Origin of the sequence: Ectopseudomonas composti (genome assembly GCF_001567565.1) — a bacterium.
Taxonomy (GTDB): Bacteria; Pseudomonadota; Gammaproteobacteria; order Pseudomonadales; family Pseudomonadaceae; genus Aquipseudomonas; species Aquipseudomonas composti_A.
In genome coordinates this window covers 203,748-221,295 of record NZ_LSSW01000024.1, presented here as the reverse complement: position 1 = coordinate 221,295, position 17,548 = coordinate 203,748, and the positions used below count along the sequence as shown (strand labels likewise).

General features: G+C 64.5%; 20 protein-coding genes and 1 tRNA gene. 19 read left to right on the top strand and 2 right to left on the bottom strand.

Annotated elements, in window-relative coordinates; genetic code table 11:
* Window positions 1–52 precede the first annotated feature (52 nt).
* Window positions 53–129 (top strand) — tRNA-Arg (locus tag PCLY_RS13075).
* A 44-nt stretch (window positions 130–173) separates the two neighbouring features.
* On the opposite strand, the gene bamE is transcribed toward PCLY_RS13075, so the two are convergent.
* Window positions 174–668, bottom strand: coding sequence for an outer membrane protein assembly factor BamE domain-containing protein (gene bamE, locus PCLY_RS13070; protein WP_061240047.1), 495 nt, complete (start codon window positions 666–668; stop codon window positions 174–176).
* 322 nt (window positions 669–990) lie between these two features.
* Here bamE and mgtE point away from each other — a divergent pair, with 322 nt between their 5' ends.
* The 5 genes from mgtE to PCLY_RS13050 all read left to right on the top strand — a co-directional run bounded on the left by mgtE (window position 991) and on the right by PCLY_RS13050 (window position 6,112).
* Window positions 991–2,433, top strand: a complete 1,443-nt coding sequence (gene mgtE / locus PCLY_RS13065) for a magnesium transporter (protein WP_061240045.1) — start codon at window positions 991–993, stop codon at window positions 2,431–2,433.
* A 45-nt stretch (window positions 2,434–2,478) separates the two neighbouring features.
* The gene (locus PCLY_RS24855) at window positions 2,479–2,703 is read left to right on the top strand and encodes a hypothetical protein (protein ID WP_156458597.1); all 225 of its coding nucleotides are present in this window, start codon (window positions 2,479–2,481) and stop codon (window positions 2,701–2,703) included.
* 202 nt (window positions 2,704–2,905) lie between these two features.
* A complete protein-coding gene (locus PCLY_RS13060; protein ID WP_061240057.1) occupies window positions 2,906–3,163 on the top strand; it encodes an OadG family protein in 258 nt (85 codons plus the stop codon).
* A gap of 23 nt (window positions 3,164–3,186) precedes the next feature.
* Window positions 3,187–4,965: a sodium-extruding oxaloacetate decarboxylase subunit alpha gene (gene oadA / locus PCLY_RS13055; protein WP_061240043.1), complete on the top strand. Its 1,779-nt coding sequence runs from the start codon at window positions 3,187–3,189 to the stop codon at window positions 4,963–4,965.
* 10 nt (window positions 4,966–4,975) lie between these two features.
* Window positions 4,976–6,112, top strand: coding sequence for a sodium ion-translocating decarboxylase subunit beta (locus tag PCLY_RS13050; protein ID WP_061240041.1), 1,137 nt, complete (start codon window positions 4,976–4,978; stop codon window positions 6,110–6,112).
* Window positions 6,113–6,219: 107 nt separating this feature from the next.
* On the opposite strand, the gene PCLY_RS13045 is transcribed toward PCLY_RS13050, so the two are convergent.
* Window positions 6,220–6,546, bottom strand: coding sequence for an Arc family DNA-binding protein (locus tag PCLY_RS13045; RefSeq protein ID WP_061240039.1), 327 nt, complete (start codon window positions 6,544–6,546; stop codon window positions 6,220–6,222).
* A gap of 384 nt (window positions 6,547–6,930) precedes the next feature.
* Here PCLY_RS13045 and phnC point away from each other — a divergent pair, with 384 nt between their 5' ends.
* From phnC to phnP, 13 genes are all read left to right on the top strand, one after another.
* A complete protein-coding gene (gene phnC, locus PCLY_RS13040; protein ID WP_061240037.1) occupies window positions 6,931–7,755 on the top strand; it encodes a phosphonate ABC transporter ATP-binding protein in 825 nt (274 codons plus the stop codon).
* Window positions 7,756–7,809: 54 nt separating this feature from the next.
* A complete protein-coding gene (gene phnD, locus PCLY_RS13035; protein ID WP_061240035.1) occupies window positions 7,810–8,811 on the top strand; it encodes a phosphonate ABC transporter substrate-binding protein in 1,002 nt (333 codons plus the stop codon).
* Between the two features lie 81 nt (window positions 8,812–8,892).
* Window positions 8,893–9,684: a phosphonate ABC transporter, permease protein PhnE gene (phnE, locus tag PCLY_RS13030; RefSeq protein ID WP_061240034.1), complete on the top strand. Its 792-nt coding sequence runs from the start codon at window positions 8,893–8,895 to the stop codon at window positions 9,682–9,684.
* A gap of 20 nt (window positions 9,685–9,704) precedes the next feature.
* Window positions 9,705–10,427, top strand: coding sequence for a phosphonate metabolism transcriptional regulator PhnF (gene phnF, locus PCLY_RS13025; RefSeq protein ID WP_082768074.1), 723 nt, complete (start codon window positions 9,705–9,707; stop codon window positions 10,425–10,427).
* 11 nt (window positions 10,428–10,438) lie between these two features.
* Window positions 10,439–10,888 (top strand): phosphonate C-P lyase system protein PhnG, encoded by a 450-nt coding sequence (gene phnG / locus PCLY_RS13020; protein WP_082768073.1) that lies wholly within the window; start codon window positions 10,439–10,441, stop codon window positions 10,886–10,888.
* Window positions 10,888–11,499, top strand: a complete 612-nt coding sequence (gene phnH, locus PCLY_RS13015) for a phosphonate C-P lyase system protein PhnH (protein ID WP_037057147.1) — start codon at window positions 10,888–10,890, stop codon at window positions 11,497–11,499. The genes phnG and phnH overlap by 1 nt, the downstream gene beginning before the upstream one ends.
* Complete coding sequence (locus PCLY_RS13010) at window positions 11,499–12,575, top strand: carbon-phosphorus lyase complex subunit (protein ID WP_037057155.1); 1,077 nt, start codon at window positions 11,499–11,501, stop codon at window positions 12,573–12,575. Before phnH ends, PCLY_RS13010 begins: the two co-directional genes overlap by 1 nt.
* Window positions 12,575–13,444, top strand: a complete 870-nt coding sequence (locus PCLY_RS13005; RefSeq protein WP_061240028.1) for an alpha-D-ribose 1-methylphosphonate 5-phosphate C-P-lyase PhnJ — start codon at window positions 12,575–12,577, stop codon at window positions 13,442–13,444. Before PCLY_RS13010 ends, PCLY_RS13005 begins: the two co-directional genes overlap by 1 nt.
* Window positions 13,441–14,250 (top strand): phosphonate C-P lyase system protein PhnK, encoded by an 810-nt coding sequence (gene phnK, locus PCLY_RS13000; RefSeq protein WP_061240026.1) that lies wholly within the window; start codon window positions 13,441–13,443, stop codon window positions 14,248–14,250. Before PCLY_RS13005 ends, phnK begins: the two co-directional genes overlap by 4 nt.
* Window positions 14,251–14,344: 94 nt before the next feature.
* On the top strand, window positions 14,345–15,061 hold the full coding sequence (phnL, locus tag PCLY_RS12995) for a phosphonate C-P lyase system protein PhnL (protein ID WP_061240024.1): 717 nt from the start codon (window positions 14,345–14,347) through the stop codon (window positions 15,059–15,061).
* Window positions 15,051–16,196 (top strand): alpha-D-ribose 1-methylphosphonate 5-triphosphate diphosphatase, encoded by a 1,146-nt coding sequence (locus tag PCLY_RS12990; protein WP_061240022.1) that lies wholly within the window; start codon window positions 15,051–15,053, stop codon window positions 16,194–16,196. Before phnL ends, PCLY_RS12990 begins: the two co-directional genes overlap by 11 nt.
* Window positions 16,196–16,777 carry a phosphonate metabolism protein/1,5-bisphosphokinase (PRPP-forming) PhnN gene (gene phnN, locus PCLY_RS12985; RefSeq protein ID WP_061240020.1) on the top strand — a complete coding sequence of 194 codons (582 nt, stop codon included), beginning with the start codon at window positions 16,196–16,198 and terminating at the stop codon, window positions 16,775–16,777. Before PCLY_RS12990 ends, phnN begins: the two co-directional genes overlap by 1 nt.
* Window positions 16,768–17,523 (top strand): phosphonate metabolism protein PhnP, encoded by a 756-nt coding sequence (gene phnP, locus PCLY_RS12980; protein ID WP_061240017.1) that lies wholly within the window; start codon window positions 16,768–16,770, stop codon window positions 17,521–17,523. Before phnN ends, phnP begins: the two co-directional genes overlap by 10 nt.
* Window positions 17,524–17,548 lie beyond the last annotated feature (25 nt).

The window sequence follows — 17,548 nt, the reverse complement described above, 5'->3', positions numbered from 1 at the left end:
CAAGCCAGGCTGGCGAATCAACCAGAGGTGATCTGGTATAAAAGCACCGACCGGACTCATAGCTCAGCTGGATAGAGTACTCGGCTACGAACCGAGCGGTCGGAGGTTCGAATCCTCCTGAGTCCGCCATATCGAAAGGGCCTGCAGAAATGCAGGCCCTTTTTCTTTGTGCGTTATTTCTTCACGCACCCGGCTTCGTCGAAGCTGACCTGTCGGCTGTTGCCGCCTTTGCGCTTTTCACGATAGTGGTAGCGCTCCTGCCCATTGCTGGCCGTGACTCTGTCCGGTTTGCCCAGGCTGCTTTCCACGTCGCTCCGGCTCATGCCGCGGCGAACGTCCTTGCGGATGATCGCCTGGCGTCTCTCGCTGCTGCTCAGCAGGTTGCCGCAGCCATCGTCCTGCTGGCCGACGATGATCAGCTCGCCATTGCTTGCCGAGGTGGTTGCTGTGCGTCGGCCAGGGGTCGCCAGGGGGATTGCCTTGCCGCTGCTTGGCGTATGGTTGCGCGTGTCCTGCAGGTACTGTTCCTGATCGCTGGCGCAGCCGTGGCGGGTGAAGGTGACATGGCCGTCTGCGCCCACGCAGCGGAACACGCTGGCGGCATGGCTGTCTTCAATACAGTGGAGAAGTGCAGCGGCAAATAGCGCTGCCCAATGCTGTCCTTGCATGAGGCGTCCTCCGTGACGTTTGCCTGTTTCAGGTTAGACCGTTTTTTCCTGCTCGCCAGGGTGTCCTCGTGCGAGCGGCCGGCGTCGCATAGCCAGGTTTCATGCGAGATCGAAGTTTGCGATGCAAGCAGTTGTTCTTGCCGCGCTTTTGTCACGTACAAAGCTGTTTTGCGGTGTTATCATTCGCCGCGTCAGCCCCGCCGGGGCTTGTGGAATACCACCATGGACTTACCCAGTAGTTACTCAATACTCCCCTCGCACAATCGTGTAAGACCTGATTGATCCCCTTTGGCGTGCCCGCCAGCTGGGGGTGGAGCGCGCCATGACTGAAGTAGAAGCCAAAAAGCCGCAAGAGAGCCTGCAGGATCGCCTGGCCCAGGTGATCGAGCTGCTGCATCGGCACAGACTGGTCGAAGACCTGACCCATCGTCAGGAAGGCCAGCATCACGACCGGGTAGAAAGCCTGGTACATCGTCAGAATCTCGTCGAGCTGCAGCGCAAGCTCGAAGATCTGCACCCCGCTGATGTCGCCCACATCCTCGAAGCCTTGCCGCTCGACGACCGCCTGACCGTCTGGCAGCTGGTCAGGGCCGAGCGCGATGGCGACATCCTGCTGGAAGTGTCCGACGCGGTCCGAGAAACCCTGATCGCCGACATGGACGATCACGAAATTCTCGCCGCAGCCAAGGATCTGGACGCCGACGAACTCGCTGACCTGGCGCCGGAGCTGCCGCGTGACGTCGTTCACGAGCTGATGGAGTCCCTCGACGCCCAGCAGCGTGAGCGTGTGCGCTCGGCCCTGTCCTATGAGGAGGATCAGGTCGGCGCGCTGATGGACTTCGAGATGGTCACCATCCGCGAAGACGTCAGTCTGGAGGTGGTGCTGCGTTACCTGCGCCGCCTGAAGGAGCTGCCGGGGCATACCGACAAGCTGTTCGTGGTCGATTACGACGGCGTGCTCAAGGGCGTGCTGCCGATCAAGCGTCTGCTGGTCAATGATCCGGACAAGCAGGTTGGTGAGGTCATGGCCGACGATCCGGTCAGCTTCCACCCGGACGAGGACGGCTATGACGCCGCCCAGGCATTCGAACGTTACGACCTGATTTCCGCCCCGGTGGTGGACAAGAACGGCAAGCTGATCGGTCGTCTGACCATCGATGAGATGGTCGACCTGATCCGTGAGGAAAGCGAAAGCGAAGTGCTGAACATGGCCGGTCTGCGCGAGGAAGAAGACATCTTCGCCTCGGTGTGGAAGTCGGTTCGCAACCGTTGGGCCTGGCTGGCGATCAACCTGGTCACCGCTTTCCTGGCGTCACGGGTGATCGGCCTGTTCGAGGGCTCGATCGAGAAACTGGTGGCTCTGGCGGCGCTGATGCCCATCGTTGCTGGCATTGGTGGCAACTCGGGTAACCAGACCATCACCATGATCGTGCGCGCGATGGCGCTCGATCAGGTCAGCACCGGTAATACCGCGCGCCTGGTGCGCAAGGAGCTGGGGGTGTCCCTGATCAACGGCATCCTCTGGGGTGGCGTGATCGGTGGGGTGGCCTATTACCTGTACGACAGCTGGTCGTTGGGCGTGGTGATGACCGCTGCGATGACCCTGAACCTGTTGCTGGCCGCGCTGATGGGGGTGCTGATACCCATGACGCTGGCACGCCTGGGGCGCGATCCGGCCATGGGGGCCAGCGTGATGATCACCGCCATGACCGACAGCGGCGGTTTCTTCATCTTCCTCGGAATGGCGTCGATCTTCCTGCTGTAACCTCAGTTCATCGGCGCGAGCAGGTGCCGGGTGTCCAGAAAGGCCGTGCCCCTGGTGATCCGGCTGCCCTCCAGTTGCGTGCAGCAATTGCGCCTGCCGATGACCCGCAGCGCCATGAGTGCGATCAGGGGCGCGCAGCGCATGGGTCGCGCAAGCCCGTCGCAATTCATCCGCGAACCGAGCCTCTGTTCGGGAGATGAAACCCACCATTTCAAGAGCTTCCTGGCCCTCGCTGCGGCGCTCGATAGCCCAGCTCGCGCGGTCTGCTAGGGCGAGCTTTGCCAAGGCGTTCTAGTTCTTTGGTAGTGAATGCGGCGAAACCACTACATAAATCCTTCGTTCAGCCCTTATGTGGTTTGCCTGAAACGCTCGTTTCAGGCTAAGGTTCGGCAGCTTTGCCCGGGCCTAGGTGCCGGGCGCTCCTGATCAAATAATGAATGCAGCCGCCGAGCTGCTGGCCAAAGGAGCCAAGATGACCCCCAGTGAACTGCTGCTCGAGGGTGTCGAACTCATGCTGTTCGGCATGGGCTTCGTGTTTGTCTTTCTGGTGTTGCTGGTTGGCGTGGTCAGCCTGATGTCCCGTCTGGTTGCGACCTTCGCTCCGCCCGCACCGATCTCTGTCGTTTCCTCTCCAATGCCCAGTGCCAAGCCGGCCAGCCATGAGCCGGATGCAGAAACGCTGGCCGCCATCCAATCCGCTATTGTCCAGCACCGCGCCCGCCGCGGTTGATCAGGTTCAGAGGGAGTACCTGCATGACTGCCGTAAAACAAGCACTCGGAATTACCGATGTGGTGCTGCGTGACGCTCATCAGTCGATCCTGGCGACGCGTGTCCGTCTGGAGGATATGCTGCCGATCGCGCCCAAGCTCGATCAGGTCGGTTTCTGGTCAGTGGAGTCGTGGGGCGGCGCGACCTTCGACGCCTGCATTCGTTACCTTGGCGAAGACCCCTGGGAGCGTATCCGCGAACTGAAGAAAGCCATGCCCAATACCCGTCAGCAGATGCTGCTGCGCGGGCAGAATCTGCTGGGCTATCGCCACTACGCCGATGATGTGGTGGAGAAGTTCGTCGAGCGCGCCGCCGTCAACGGTGTCGACGTGTTCCGTGTGTTCGATGCGATGAACGACCCGCGCAACCTGCAAACTGCGCTCAAGGCGGTCAAGCAGCAGGGCAAGCACGCCCAGGGCACCATTTCCTACACCACCAGCCCGGTGCATACCCTGCAGATGTGGGTCGACCTGGCCAAGCAGATCGAGGACATGGGCGCCGACTCGGTGGCGATCAAGGACATGGCCGGGATTCTCACCCCGTACACCGCTTTCGAGCTGGTTTCGCGCCTCAAGGCCAGTCTGTCGATTCCGATTCACATGCAGTGCCACGCCACGGCTGGGCTGTCGTCGGTGGCCATTCTCAAGGCTGTGGAGGCGGGCATCGACAATGTCGACACCGCGATCTCCTCGCTGTCGATGACCTATGGTCATTCGCCGACCGAGTCGGTGGTGGCCATGTTCCAGGGCACCGAGCGCGACACTGGGCTGAACCTGGAGCTGCTGGAAGAGATTGCCGCGTACTTCCGCGAGGTGCGCAAGAAGTACGCGAAATTCGAGGGCAATCTCAAGGGTGTAGACTCGCGCATCCTGGTCGCCCAGGTGCCGGGTGGCATGCTCACCAATATGGAAAGCCAGCTCAAGGAGCAGGGCGCCCAGGACAAGTTCGACCAGGTGCTGGCTGAAATCCCGCGTGTGCGCGAAGACCTCGGTTTCATTCCGCTGGTCACGCCCACCTCGCAGATCGTCGGCACCCAGGCGGTGATCAACGTGCTCACCGGTGAGCGCTACAAGTCGATCACCAAGGAGACCGCTGGGGTGCTCAAGGGCGAATACGGCGCCGCGCCGGCGCCTTTCAACGCCGAATTGCAGGCCCGTGTGCTCGATGGCGCCGCGGCCATTACCTGCCGCCCGGCTGATCTGCTCGACGCCGAGATGGACAAGCTCACCGCCGAGCTCAAGGGCATTGCTCAGGAAAAAGGCATCAAGCTGGCAGCCGAGGCAATCGATGATGTGCTGACCTACGCGCTGTTTCCGCAGATCGGCCTCAAGTTCCTCGAGAACCGTGGCAATCCGGCTGCCTTCGAGCCGGCGCCGACTGGCAAGGAAGCGCTCGCCCGCGAGGCCGGCAAGCCCGAGGTCTACACCGTCGAGGTCAATGGCAAGTCGTTCGTCGTGCAGGTCAATGAAGGCGGGGATATCGAAGGTATCAAGCCGCTTGGTGGTGCGGTCAGCTCCGCTCCGGCCGCGGCGGTGCAGGCGAGCGGTGCGGGCGAGCCGCAGGCGGCTCCGCTGGCCGGCAATATCTTCAAGGTGCTGGTGCAGCCGGGCCAGGCCGTCGAAGAGGGCGAGTTGGTCATCATCCTCGAAGCGATGAAGATGGAAACCGAGATTCGCGCCTTCAAGGCTGGCACCGTCGGTGCCGTCAAGGTCAAGGTGGGTGATGTGGTGGCGGTGGGCGACAGCCTGCTGACCATCGGCTGAGGGGCGCATAATGGAAAAGCTGCTCAAGCTCTGGCAGAGCACCGGCCTGTATCACCTGGAACCCGGCCAGGCATTCATGATCGCGGTGTGCATGCTGCTGATCTACCTGGCGATCAAGAAAGGCTTCGAGCCCCTGCTGTTGATCCCCATCGGTTTCGGCGGGCTGCTGTCGAACATCCCGGTGGCCAACATGGCCGAGGGCGCGGGGTTCCTTCACCTGATCTATGAAGTGGGTCTGCCGACCAGTATCTTCCCGCTGCTGATCTTCCTTGGTGTTGGCGCCATGACCGACTTCGGTCCGATGCTGGCCAACCCCAAGACCCTGCTGCTGGGGGCTGCCGCGCAGTTCGGTATCTTCGGCACCTTACTGGGTGCTCTGGCGATCACCGCGCTGGGCATTCCCGGCATGGAGTTCACCCTCAAGGAGGCGGCGTCCATCGCCATCATCGGCGGGGCGGATGGGCCGACTTCGATCTTCGTCACCTCCAAGCTGGCGCCTGATCTGCTCGGTCCGATCGCGGTCGCGGCCTATGCCTACATGGCGTTGGTGCCGTTGCTGCAACCCCCGATCATGCGTGCGCTGACCACCAAGGAGGAGCGCGCCATCGTCATGCAGCAACTGCGTCCAGTGGGGCAGACCGAGAAGATCCTCTTCCCCATCGTGCTGTGCATTCTGATCGGCATGCTGCTGCCCGATGCCGCGCCGCTGATTGGCATGTTCGCCCTCGGCAATCTGCTGCGCGAGGCGGGTGTGGTCGAGCGTCTGGCTGATACGTCGCGCAATGCGCTGATCAATATCGTCACCATCTTCCTCGGGCTGACCGTGGGCTCGAAGCTGTCGGCAGAAGCCTTCCTGCAGCTCAAGACCCTGGGCATTCTCATGTTGGGCATGGTGGCGTTCTGCGCGGGTACGGCGGCGGGCGTACTGATGGCCAAGCTGATGAATCTGTTCAGCAGCAACAAGGTCAATCCGCTGATCGGCTCGGCGGGGGTGTCGGCGGTGCCGATGGCGGCGCGGGTGTCGAACAAGGTCGGCCTGGAGGCCAACCCGCAGAACTTCCTGTTGATGCATGCCATGGGGCCGAACGTAGCTGGGGTGATCGGCTCGGCAGTGGCGGCGGGGGTGCTGCTCAGCTTCGTTGGCTGAGCAGGGCGCGGAGTTCGCTCCGCGCTGAATGCCTGTCAGCACCACTGGCGTAAATGGCAGGCAATAAAAAACCGGCGCAAGGCCGGTTTTTTCTGGTTCAGCGCGCCTCAGGCTTCTTCGGCGGCCATCTCCACGTCGTGGGCAATCAGGGCAACCAGCGCATTCTGCTGGCGGCGCGACAGCTGACGGAAACGTTGCAGCAGTTCGCGCTCGTGCAGGCTCAGCTCGGGGCTGTCGAGGCGCAGGCTGAGATCCTCATCCAGAGCGCCTTCCTGCAGCATGCTCTGCTCCAGACGGGCGATGATTTCAGAGTTCATGCTGCGGTGATGGTTGCGTGCTACATCAGCAATACGCTCACGCATGCCATCGGGCAAGCGAACGACGAATTTGTCAGCCGTGCGGCTGGAATAAATAGCCTGTTTCATAGGGCGCATACATTACCGGTTAGTTCAGGGAGCGATACTGGTAGTCAGTGTCGAGATTGTCACCGGTTTGACCGTCTTTCGCACTAGCCGTTCAACCGGTATCGCGTTCTGCGTCATTATGACCACGAGGTCATCTGAACAGTTCCTTGACGCCAAATACGTGTCACATTGTGCTTCAGGTACAGGCTTTATGCCAGCACCGGCTGTCAGAAATGCGCACTATTCAGCATTTAGTCCTCCCGTTCGACGCCTTGGCGTGCAAAAGATTCAAGCGATGGTCACCTAAACGTAACGACTGCTTCACAGCTCTGACACAGGATCTGCCTACCTTGGTCTACACCAGAAGGCAGCCGAAGCGCCCTCTGTTCGTCAATGATAGTAGAGGGCCAGCACATGAGCGCAGCGATTCGAGTCGACCGTCTGAATAAAAGCTTCGGCCGCAAGCAGGCGCTTTTCGATCTGGCCCTGTCGGTGCAGCCGGGCGAGATGGTAGCGCTGATCGGGGCATCTGGCTCGGGAAAATCCACGCTGTTGCGGCATCTGGCCGGCCTGGCTCGCGGTGATGCCGGCAGCATCGAGGTGCTTGGGCGCCAGGTGCAAGCCGACGGGCGGCTTGATGGTGGTGTGCGTCGTCAGCGCGCCGAGATCGGCTACATCTTCCAGCAGTTCAATCTGGTCGGGCGCCTCAGCGTGCTGCAGAACGTACTGCTCGGTGGCCTTGGCCGTATGCCGCGCTGGCGCGGCAGCCTTGGTCTGTTCAACCCCGAAGAGAAGCAGCGTGCGTTGCAGGCGCTGGAGCGGGTGGGGCTGGCAGAGTTCGCTGGGCAGCGTGCCTCGACCCTTTCCGGTGGCCAGCAGCAGCGCGTGGCCATTGCCCGTGCACTGTGCCAGCAGGCCGAGGTGATTCTCGCCGATGAGCCCATCGCTTCGCTCGATCCGGAGTCGGCGCGCAAGGTGATGGAGATTCTCGCCGATATCAACCGCCGCGACGGCAAGACGGTGGTGGTGACCCTGCATCAAGTCGATTACGCGGTGCGCTATTGCCAGCGTGCCGTGGCACTCAAGGGTGGGCGCATCCATTTCGATGGCCCCACCGAAGGCTTCAATCCCACGTTCCTCAACGACCTCTACGGTGGCGATCTCGATATCAGCCTGTTGCTGCCGCAAGGGCAGCGCCCCCGCGCCATGGAGCGTCCGCTGACGCTGGCCAAGGCCTGAGCTCAGTTCCCTCATTCGAAATACCAACGCCAATCAGCAACAGGAGTGTGCTCCATGTTCAAACGTATCGGCCAGGTGCTGGCTGCCTCTGCGCTCGTCACCGGCTCCCTGCTGGGCTCGGCCCAGGCTGCCGAGGAACTCAATTTCGGCATCATTTCCACCGAGTCCTCGCAGAACCTCAAGACCATGTGGGATCCCTTCCTGGCCGACATGAGCAAGCAGACCGGTTTGAAGATCAACGCTTTCTTCGCCCCGGACTACGCCGGGATCATCCAGGGCATGCGCTTCGACAAGGTCGACGTGGCCTGGTACGGCAACAAGTCGGCCATGGAAGCGGTGGACCGTGCCGGTGGCGAGATCTTCGCCCAGACCGTCGCGGCCAATGGCGCTCAGGGTTACTACAGCCTGCTGGTTGCCCACAAGGACAGCCCGCTCAACTCGGTCGAGGACGTGCTCAAGAACGCCTCGAATCTGACCTTCGCCAACGGTGATCCCAACTCCACCTCTGGTTACCTGGTACCGGGCTATTACGTGTTCGCCAAGAACAACGTCGACGCCGGCAAGATCTTCAAGCGCTCGCTCAATGGCAGCCATGAGGTCAATGCCCTGTCGGTGGCCAACAAGCAGGTCGATGTCGGCACCTTCAACAGCGAAGGGATGGAGCGCCTGGAAGTGACCGCTCCGGATAAGGCCGCCCAGCTCAAGGTCATCTGGCAATCGCCGCTGATCCCGTCCGACCCCATCGTCTGGCGCAAGAACCTGCCTCAGGAAACCCGCGACAAGCTGCGTAATTTCTTCATGACCTACGGCGCCAAGCCGGAGGAGAAGAAGGTGCTCGCCGGCCTGCAATGGGGTCAGTTCAAGGCGTCGGACAACGACCAGCTGCTGCCGATCCGTCAGCTCGAACTGTTCAAGAAGCGCACCGACGTAGCCAACAACACCGGGCTCAAGGACGCCGACAAGCAGGCTCAGCTCAAGGAGCTTGATGCCGAACTGGCCAAGCTGCAGCAGCGCATGGCTGAGCTCGAGCAGCAAAACGGCGCCAGCGCCGGCTGAGCCTCGCAGCCGCCCCGCAAGAGCGGGGCGGCTCTCGAAAGGCCGCCGCTAAAGCGCCTCCCACAGTATCGAGAATGACCCATGACCACACTGACCACCGCCACCCCGGTCACCGACGGCAAGCGTAGCTGGCCGCAACTGATTGGCTGGGGCCTGTTCCTTGCCGTGCTCGCCTGGTCCTGGCAGGGCGCGGAGATGAACCCGCTGGCGCTGGTGCGCGATGCCGGCAACATGGCCACCTTCGCCGCCGATTTCTTCCCGCCGGACTTCAGCAACTGGCAGCACTACCTCAAGGAGATGGTGGTCACCGTACAGATCGCCCTCTGGGGCACCGTACTGGCCATCGTCTGCGCCATTCCGCTGGGCATCCTCTGCTCCGAGAACATCGTGCCCTGGTGGGTCTACCAGCCGGTGCGCCGGGTGATGGATGCCTGCCGTTCGATCAACGAGATGGTCTTCGCCATGCTCTTCGTCGTCGCGGTCGGCCTTGGCCCGTTCGCTGGCGTGCTGGCGCTTTTCATCAGCACCACCGGGGTGCTGGCCAAGCTCTTCGCCGAGGCGGTCGAGGCCATCGATCCAGGCCCGGTGGAAGGCGTGCGCGCCACTGGCGCCAGTGCGCTGCAGGAGGTGATTTTCGGCGTCATCCCGCAGGTCTTGCCGCTGTGGATTTCTTACTCGCTGTACCGCTTCGAGTCCAACGTGCGCTCGGCCACGGTGGTCGGCATGGTCGGCGCCGGCGGTGTCGGCGTGATCCTCTGGGAGGCCATTCGCGGCTTCCAGTTCGGCCAGACCTGCGCGCTGCTGATCGTGATCATCCTGGTGGTGAGTGCCATCGACATCCTGTCCCAGCGCCTGCGCAAGCTCTTTATCTGAAGGAGAGGAAGGGCGCCTGTGTGCGCCCTTTGCAAACGATGAACTTGTCTAGACAAAGCGAGCCGCTGTACCGCGAGCTGGCTGCCGTGCTGCGCGAAGACGTGCAGCGCATGAACCCGGGCGACTACCTGCCGGGCGAGATGCAACTGGCTGCGCGCTTCTCCGTCAATCGCCACACCCTGCGCCGCGCGGTCGACGAGTTGGTGCTTGAAGGCCGCCTGCTGCGCCGTCAGGGCAAGGGCACTCAGGTGCTGGCCAAGCCGCTGGTGTATCCGGTGGAGGCGGGTAGTGCCTTCAGTCAGTCGCTGTCCGCGCTTGGCCACCGCGTCGAAGCGCAGTTGATCGAGCGCCTGCGGCGCAGTGGCAGCAGCGAGGAATGCCGCCACCTGCAACTGCCCGATGGCAGCGAGCTGCTCGAACTGGCCACCCTGCGCCTGCTCGATGGTCAGCCGCTGAGCCTGATCCGCCACCGTTTCTGCGCCAGCCTGGCGCCGCTGCTGGCGGACTATCAGGGTGGTTCGTTGCGTCAGTACCTGGCCGAACGCGACCTGCCGCTGGTACGCACCTTCAGCCTGATCGGTGCGCGCTTGCCCAGCCGCGAGGAGGCCGCGCACCTGCTGATGCCACGGCATGCGCCGCTGCTCAGCGTGCTCACCCTGTCCCGTGACCCCGCCGGTCGTGCCGTGGAGCTGGCGCAGTCCAGCAGCCGCGCCGATCGCTTCCAGTACCAGGTTGCCACCTGATGGAGCCCCGCATGAACGACTTTGAACCGAACATCGCCGCGCGCCAGCGCTGGATGGGGGTGCTGGCCCGCGCCGGCCAGGCCCTCGATGCCCATGAAGCGGCGCTCAGGGATAGCGCCTACCAACTGATCCGCGCGCCCGAGGTGGGCATGACCCTGGTGCGCGGGCGCATGGGCGGCACCGGCAGCGCCTTCAACCTGGGCGAGATGACCGTCACGCGCTGCGTGGTGCGCCTGGCTGACGGGCGTACCGGCTACAGCTACCTGGCCGGCCGCGACAAGCGCCGCGCCGAGCTGGCGGCCCTGGCCGATGCCCATCTGCAGGGCAGCGACCAGGCCCGCTGGCTCAGCGACCTGATCGAACCCCTGGCCCGCCAGCAGCGCGAACAGCGCCTGGCCCAGGCCGCCCGCACCGCCACCACCCAGGTGGAGTTCTTCACCCTGGTCAGAGGAGAGGATTGATGAACACGCCGCACAGCTCGCACTGGCTGCAACCGGCTTTCGATGACCCGGTGCTGGATGCCCAGGTCAGTTTTCGCGCCGCACTCAATGCCCTGGCCGAGCCAGGACAGCCGCGCACCATGGATCGCGCTCACCCACTCGGTGACCTGGCACCGGCCACCTATGGCCTGTGCCTGGCCTTTCTCGACAGCGACACGCCGCTGTGGCTGGCGCCGCGTTTCGATACGCCACTGATTCGCGCCAACCTGGCCTTTCACTGCGGCTGCCCGATCGTCGACGACCGCGAGATCGCCCTGTTCGCCCTGCTCGACGAGAGCGAGCTGGTCGACCTGTCCGACTTCGACAACGGCAGCGAGCGTTACCCCGACCAGTCCTGCACGCTGCTGATCCAGCTCGATGACCTGCACGCCGGCGCGGCCCTGCGCTGGCGCGGGCCGGGCATCAAGGACGTGCGCAGCGTCAGCCTGCAACTGCCGGCCGGCTTCTGGCCGCAGCGCCAGGCCCGTAGCGCATTCCCGCGCGGGCTGGACTGCTTCTTCGCTGCAGGCGCCGAGGTCATCGGCCTGCCGCGCAGCACCCATGTGCTGATCGAAACCGAGGAGGCAGCCTGATGTATGTCGCCGTCAAAGGTGGCGAACGCGCCATCGACAACGCTCACCAGCTCCTGGCCAGCCGCCGTCGCGGCGATAGCAGCATCGCCGAGCTGGAGGTGGAGCAGATTCGCCAGCAACTGCCACTGGCCGTCGCCCGTGTGATGAGCGAAGGCTCGCTGTACGACGAAGAGCTGGCCGCGCTGGCCATCAAGCAGGCCGCAGGTGACCTGATGGAGGCCATCTTCCTGCTGCGCGCCTACCGCACCACCTTGCCGCGCTTCGGTGCCAGCGAGCCGCTGAACACCACGCAGATGCAGCTGGAGCGACGCATCTCCGCGACCTTCAAGGACCTGCCCGGCGGCCAGCTGCTCGGCCCGACCTTCGATTACACCCATCGCCTGCTGGACTTCGCGCTGCTGGCCGAGGGCGAGTATCCGCCGCCGCCGTCCGGCGCGCAGGACGAGCCGAGGCCCTGCCCGCGGGTGCTGGATTTCCTCGCCGAGGAGGGGTTGATGGCGCGCGAACAGGACGATGCCGCGCCGGTGCCGGACATCACCCGCGAGCCGCTGGCGTTCCCTTCCAGCCGCGCCGAGCGCCTGCAGGCACTGGCGCGGGGTGACGAGGGCTTCCTCCTGGCGCTGGGCTATTCCACCCAGCGCGGCTACGGGCGCAACCACCCCTTCGCCGGAGAGATCCGCATCGGTGACATCGAGGTGTGGATGACGCCGGGCGAGCTGGGCTTCGCCGTGCCGCTGGGCGACATCGAAGTGACCGAGTGCGAGATGGTCAACCAGTTCGTCGGCGAGAGCGCCGAGCAGGCGCAGTTCACCCGTGGCTATGGCCTGGCCTTCGGCTACGCCGAACGCAAGGCCATGGGCATGGCGCTGGTCGACCGTGCCCTGCGCGCCGGCGAGTACGGCGAAGAGGTGCAGGGCCCCGCGCAGGAAGAGGAATTCGTGCTGATGCACTGCGACAACGTCGAGGCCGCCGGCTTCGTCTCGCACCTGAAGTTGCCGCACTACGTCGACTTCCAGGCCGAACTGGAACTGATCCGCAAGCTGCGTCGCCAGGCGCCGGCAGAGGAGAACCGCTGATGAACCCTTCGACCACCAGCGGCGCCCGCGAGGCGTCCGCGTACAACTTCGCCTACCTGGACGAACAGACCAAGCGCATGATCCGTCGCGGCCTGCTAAAGGCCGTGGCGATCCCCGGCTACCAGGTGCCCTTCGGCGGCCGCGAGATGCCGCTGCCCTATGGCTGGGGCACTGGTGGCATGCAGCTGACCGCCGCCATTCTCGGTCGTGACGATGTGCTCAAGGTCATCGACCAGGGCGCCGACGACACCACCAATGCGGTGTCGATCCGCCGCTTCTTCGCCCGTACCGCTGGCGTCGCCACTACCGAGCGCACGCGGGAAGCCAGTGTGATCCAGACCCGTCATCGCATCCCGGAAACGCCGCTTTCGGCTGGGCAGATCATGGTCTACCAGGTGCCGATTCCCGAGCCGCTGCGCTTCATCGAACCGTCCGAGAGCGAGACGCGCACCATGCACGCGCTGGAAGACTACGGCGTGATGCACGTGAAGCTGTACGAGGACATCGCCACCTTCGGCCACATCGCCACCGCCTACGCCTACCCGGTAACGGTGGATGAGCGCTACGTGATGGATCCGTCGCCGATCCCCAAGTTCGACAACCCCAAGCTGGACATGAGCCCGGCACTGATGCTGTTCGGGGCCGGCCGTGAGAAGCGCCTGTACGCGGTGCCGCCCTACACCCGCGTGGTCAGCCTGGATTTCGAGGATCATCCCTTCGCCGTGCAGCAGTGGGACGAGTGCTGCGCGTTCTGTGGCAGCAGCGAGTCGTTCCTCGACGAGTTGATCGTCGACGACGCGGGCAGCAAGCGCTACGTCTGCTCCGACACCGACTACTGCCGCCAGCGCACCGAGGAGAGCCTGCAATGAGCGCCGCCGAACGTCTGCAACCTGCCCTGGAAACGGCCGAGCCGCTGTTCTCGGCGCGAGATCTGACCCGCCTGTACGGCCCGGAGAAGGGCTGCCAGGGCGTGAGCTTCGATCTCTATCCCGGCGAAGTGCTGGGCATCGTCGGCGAGTCCGGTTCGGGCAAGTCCACCTTGCTCAGCCTGCTCTCCGGGCGCTGCCTTCCGGATCGCGGCGCGGTGCGCTATCGCGGTCGCACGGGGCAGTGGCTCGACCTCTACAGCACCAGCGAGGCCGAGCGGCGTACGTTGCTGCGCACCGAATGGGGCTTCGTCGAGCAGAACCCGCGTGACGGCCTGCGCATGGCGGTGTCGGCCGGCGCCAACATCGGCGAACGGCTGATGGCTCAGGGCGTGCGCCACTACGGCGAACTGCGCGCCGCCGGGCTCGACTGGCTGAGCCAGGTGGAGATCGACCCGGCACGCATCGACGACCTGCCGCGCACTTTCTCCGGCGGCATGCAGCAGCGCCTGCAGATCGCCCGCAACCTGGTCTCCGCGCCGCGCCTGGTGTTCATGGACGAGCCGACCGGCGGGTTGGACGTGTCGGTGCAGGCACGTCTGCTCGACCTGCTGCGCGGCCTGGTGCGCGAGCTGGACCTGGCGGTGGTGATCGTCACCCACGACCTGGCGGTGGCGCGGCTGCTGGCCGACCGGCTGATGGTGATGCGCCGCTCGAAGGTGGTGGAGGCGGGGCTGACCGACCAGATCCTCGACGACCCGCAGCACCCGTATTCGCAGCTGTTGGTGTCCTCCGTCCTGCAACCCTGAAAGTAATCCCCGTAGGAGCGGCTTCAGCCGCGAATCGCCTTTCGCGGCTGAAGCGGAATGCCGCCCAGCCGCTCCTACGGAGGGAGAGGTTCAAATGAACAACCTGATCGAGGTCACCGGCCTCAGCAAGACCTTCACCCTGCATCAGCAGAACGGCGTCGTCCTGCAGGTGCTGCGTGATCTGAACTTCAGCGTGCGCGGCGGCGAGTGCCTGGTGCTGCACGGCCAGTCCGGTGCCGGCAAGTCGACGCTGCTGCGTACCCTGTACGGCAACTATCTGGCCGCTGGCGGCAGCATCCGTATCCGTCACCGCGGCACGCCTGTAGAGCTGGTCGGCGCCGAACCGCGCCGGGTGCTGGAGGTGCGCCGGCAGAGCCTGGGTTATGTCAGCCAGTTTTTGCGGGTGATCCCGCGCGTCTCGACCCTCGACGTGGTGATGGAGCCGGCGCTCTCGCGTGGCTGGGCGCGTCGCGATGCCGAGGCGCGGGCCAAGGAATTGCTGGCCCGGCTGAACATTCCCGAGGCGCTCTGGCAGCTGGCGCCGGGGACCTTCTCCGGTGGCGAGCAGCAGCGCGTCAACATTGCCCGGGGCTTCATGGTCGAGTGGCCGGTGTTGCTGCTCGACGAACCCACCGCGTCGCTGGATGAGGCCAACAGCCAGGTGGTGCTGGCGCTGATCGAAGAGGCCAAGGCCGCGGGCAGCGCGCTGATCGGCATCTTCCACGACCGCAGCGCCCGTGAGGCGGTGGCCGACCGTTACCTCGACATGAGCGCCGCTGCGGCGCAACCGGAGTACGTCTATGTCGTCTGAACAGATTCTCAGCAATGCCCGCATCGTCACCGCCGAGCGTGAATTCCTCGGCACCCTGTTGCTGCGTGACGGCCTGATCGCCGCGGTGGACGAGGGTACCAGCCGCCTGCCGCAGGCTCAGGATCTCGCTGGCGACTACCTGCTACCGGGGCTGGTGGAGCTGCACACCGACAACCTGGAAAAACACATGAGCCCGCGCCCCGGGGTGGACTGGCCGTCGGTGTCGGCGGTGCTCACCCATGATGCGCAGATCGTCGCTGCCGGCATCACCACGGTGTTCGATGCGTTGGCCATCGGCGACATCAACCCGCGTGGCAAGCGCATGCAGCAACTGCCGGCGATGATCGAGGCCATCGCCGCCAGCGAGGCCGCCGGGCAGACCCGCGCCGAGCACCGCCTGCACCTGCGCTGCGAGCTGTGTCACCCCGATGCTCTGGCTGTCTACCGCGACCTGGTGGAGCACCCACTGGTGGCGCTGGTGTCGGTGATGGATCACTCGCCCGGCCAGCGCCAGTTCGCCAAGGTGGAGAAGTACCGCGAGTACTACATGGGCAAGTACCACCTGAGTCCGGCGGAGATGGAGGATTTTATCCAGGAGCAGATCGCCAACTCGTGTCAGTACAGCGACCGTCAGCGCCGCGCCATCGTCGAGGACTGCCACAGCCGGGGCATTTCGCTGGCCAGCCATGACGACGCGACCCTGGCCCACGTGCAGGAGTCGGCCGGCTTCGGCATGGCCATCGCCGAGTTCCCGACTACCCTGGAGGCGGCCGAGGCCAGCCACGAACTGGGATTGAAGGTGCTGATGGGGGCACCGAACGTGGTGCGTGGCGGCTCGCACTCGGGCAATATCGCCGCGGCGGAACTGGCGCGCCACGGTGTGCTGGATATCCTTTCCAGTGACTACTACCCGGCCAGCCTGCTGCACGCAGCCTGGCTGCTCGCCGGGCAGGACAACGACTATGATTTGCCTGCGGCCATCGCCACCGTGAGTCGCGCGCCGGCCAGGGCGGCGGGCATGGATGATCGCGGCGAGATCCGCGTCGGCCTGCGCGCCGACCTGGTTCAGGCCAGGGCGCATGGCGAGCAGCCGGTGATCCAGCAGGTATGGCGGCAAGCACGAAGGGTGTTCTGATGCAGGGCAGGTTGATCTATCTGATGGGACCTTCGGGCTCGGGCAAGGACAGCCTGTTGCAAGCCGCACGTGCGCCGCTTGAGGCGCACGGCTGCCGGTTCGCCCGGCGAGTGATCACGCGCAGTGCCGAATCGGTAGGTGAGGATGCACTGGGGGTGACCCCGGCCGAATTCGAGCGCCTGGAGGGCGAGTGTGCCTTCGCGCTGAGCTGGCGCGCCAATGGTCTGGCCTATGGCATCCCGCGCGAGATCGATGACTGGCTGAGCACCGGGCAGGATGTGCTGATCAACGGTTCGCGCGGTCATCTGGAGGCGGCGCGGCAACGCTACCCGGATCTGCTGGCGATTCTTCTGCAGGTCGATGAAGCGGTGCTGCGTCAGCGCCTGCTGGCTCGCCGTCGCGAGACGCCGGAGCAAATCGAGCAGCGCTTGGCCCGCAGCCGCAGCTTTACTGGTGTGGGCGGCGCTTCAGCGGCGACTGTCGCGCAGGAGCACATTTGCGTTCTAGACAACTCAGGCCCGTTGCCACACACCGTCAAGCGCCTGCTGCAACTGCTGGACGAGGCGCGTCAATGCGCCTGACCTTGCTTGGTACCGGCGATGCCCGCCAGGTGCCGGTGTACAACTGCAGCTGTCCGGCCTGCGATGCGGCGCGGGTGTATCCCGCGCGGCGCCGTGGTCCCTGCTGTGCGCTCATCGAGTGCGGTGCGCAGCGCTGGCTGATCGACAGCGGCCTCACCGATCTTACCGAGCGCTTCGCCCCGCATAGCCTGAGCGGCATCCTGCAGACCCACTACCACGCCGACCACGCCCAGGGCCTTTTGCATCTGCGCTGGGGCCAGGGCCTGGTGATCCCGGTGCATGGCCCGGATGACCCCGAAGGTCTGGCCGACCTGTACAAGCACCCCGGCATTCTCGATTTCAGCCAGCCTTTCGCTGCCTTCGAGCGTCGCCAGTTGGGTGAGCTGGGTGTCACCGCGCTGCCTCTGACGCATTCCAAGCCGACGTTCGGCTATCTGTTTGAAGGGCCTGGAGACGAAAGGCGCATCGCCTACCTCACCGACACGGTCGGCGTGCCGCAAGCGAGTTGCGCCGAACTGCAGCGTGCACCGCTGGATCTGCTGGTGCTCGACTGCTCAACCGCGCCGCAAGCGCTGGCGCCGCGCAACCATAACGACCTGACCCGGGCACTGGAAGTCATCGGGCACCTGCAGCCGACCCAGGCGGTGCTGACCCATATCGGTCATAGCTTCGATGCCTGGCTGCTGGACCATCCCGACGCCTTGCCGCCGGGCGTGATGCTGGCGAGCGACGGGATGGTGCTGTGAGCCCACGTCGCCACCTGTAACCAAA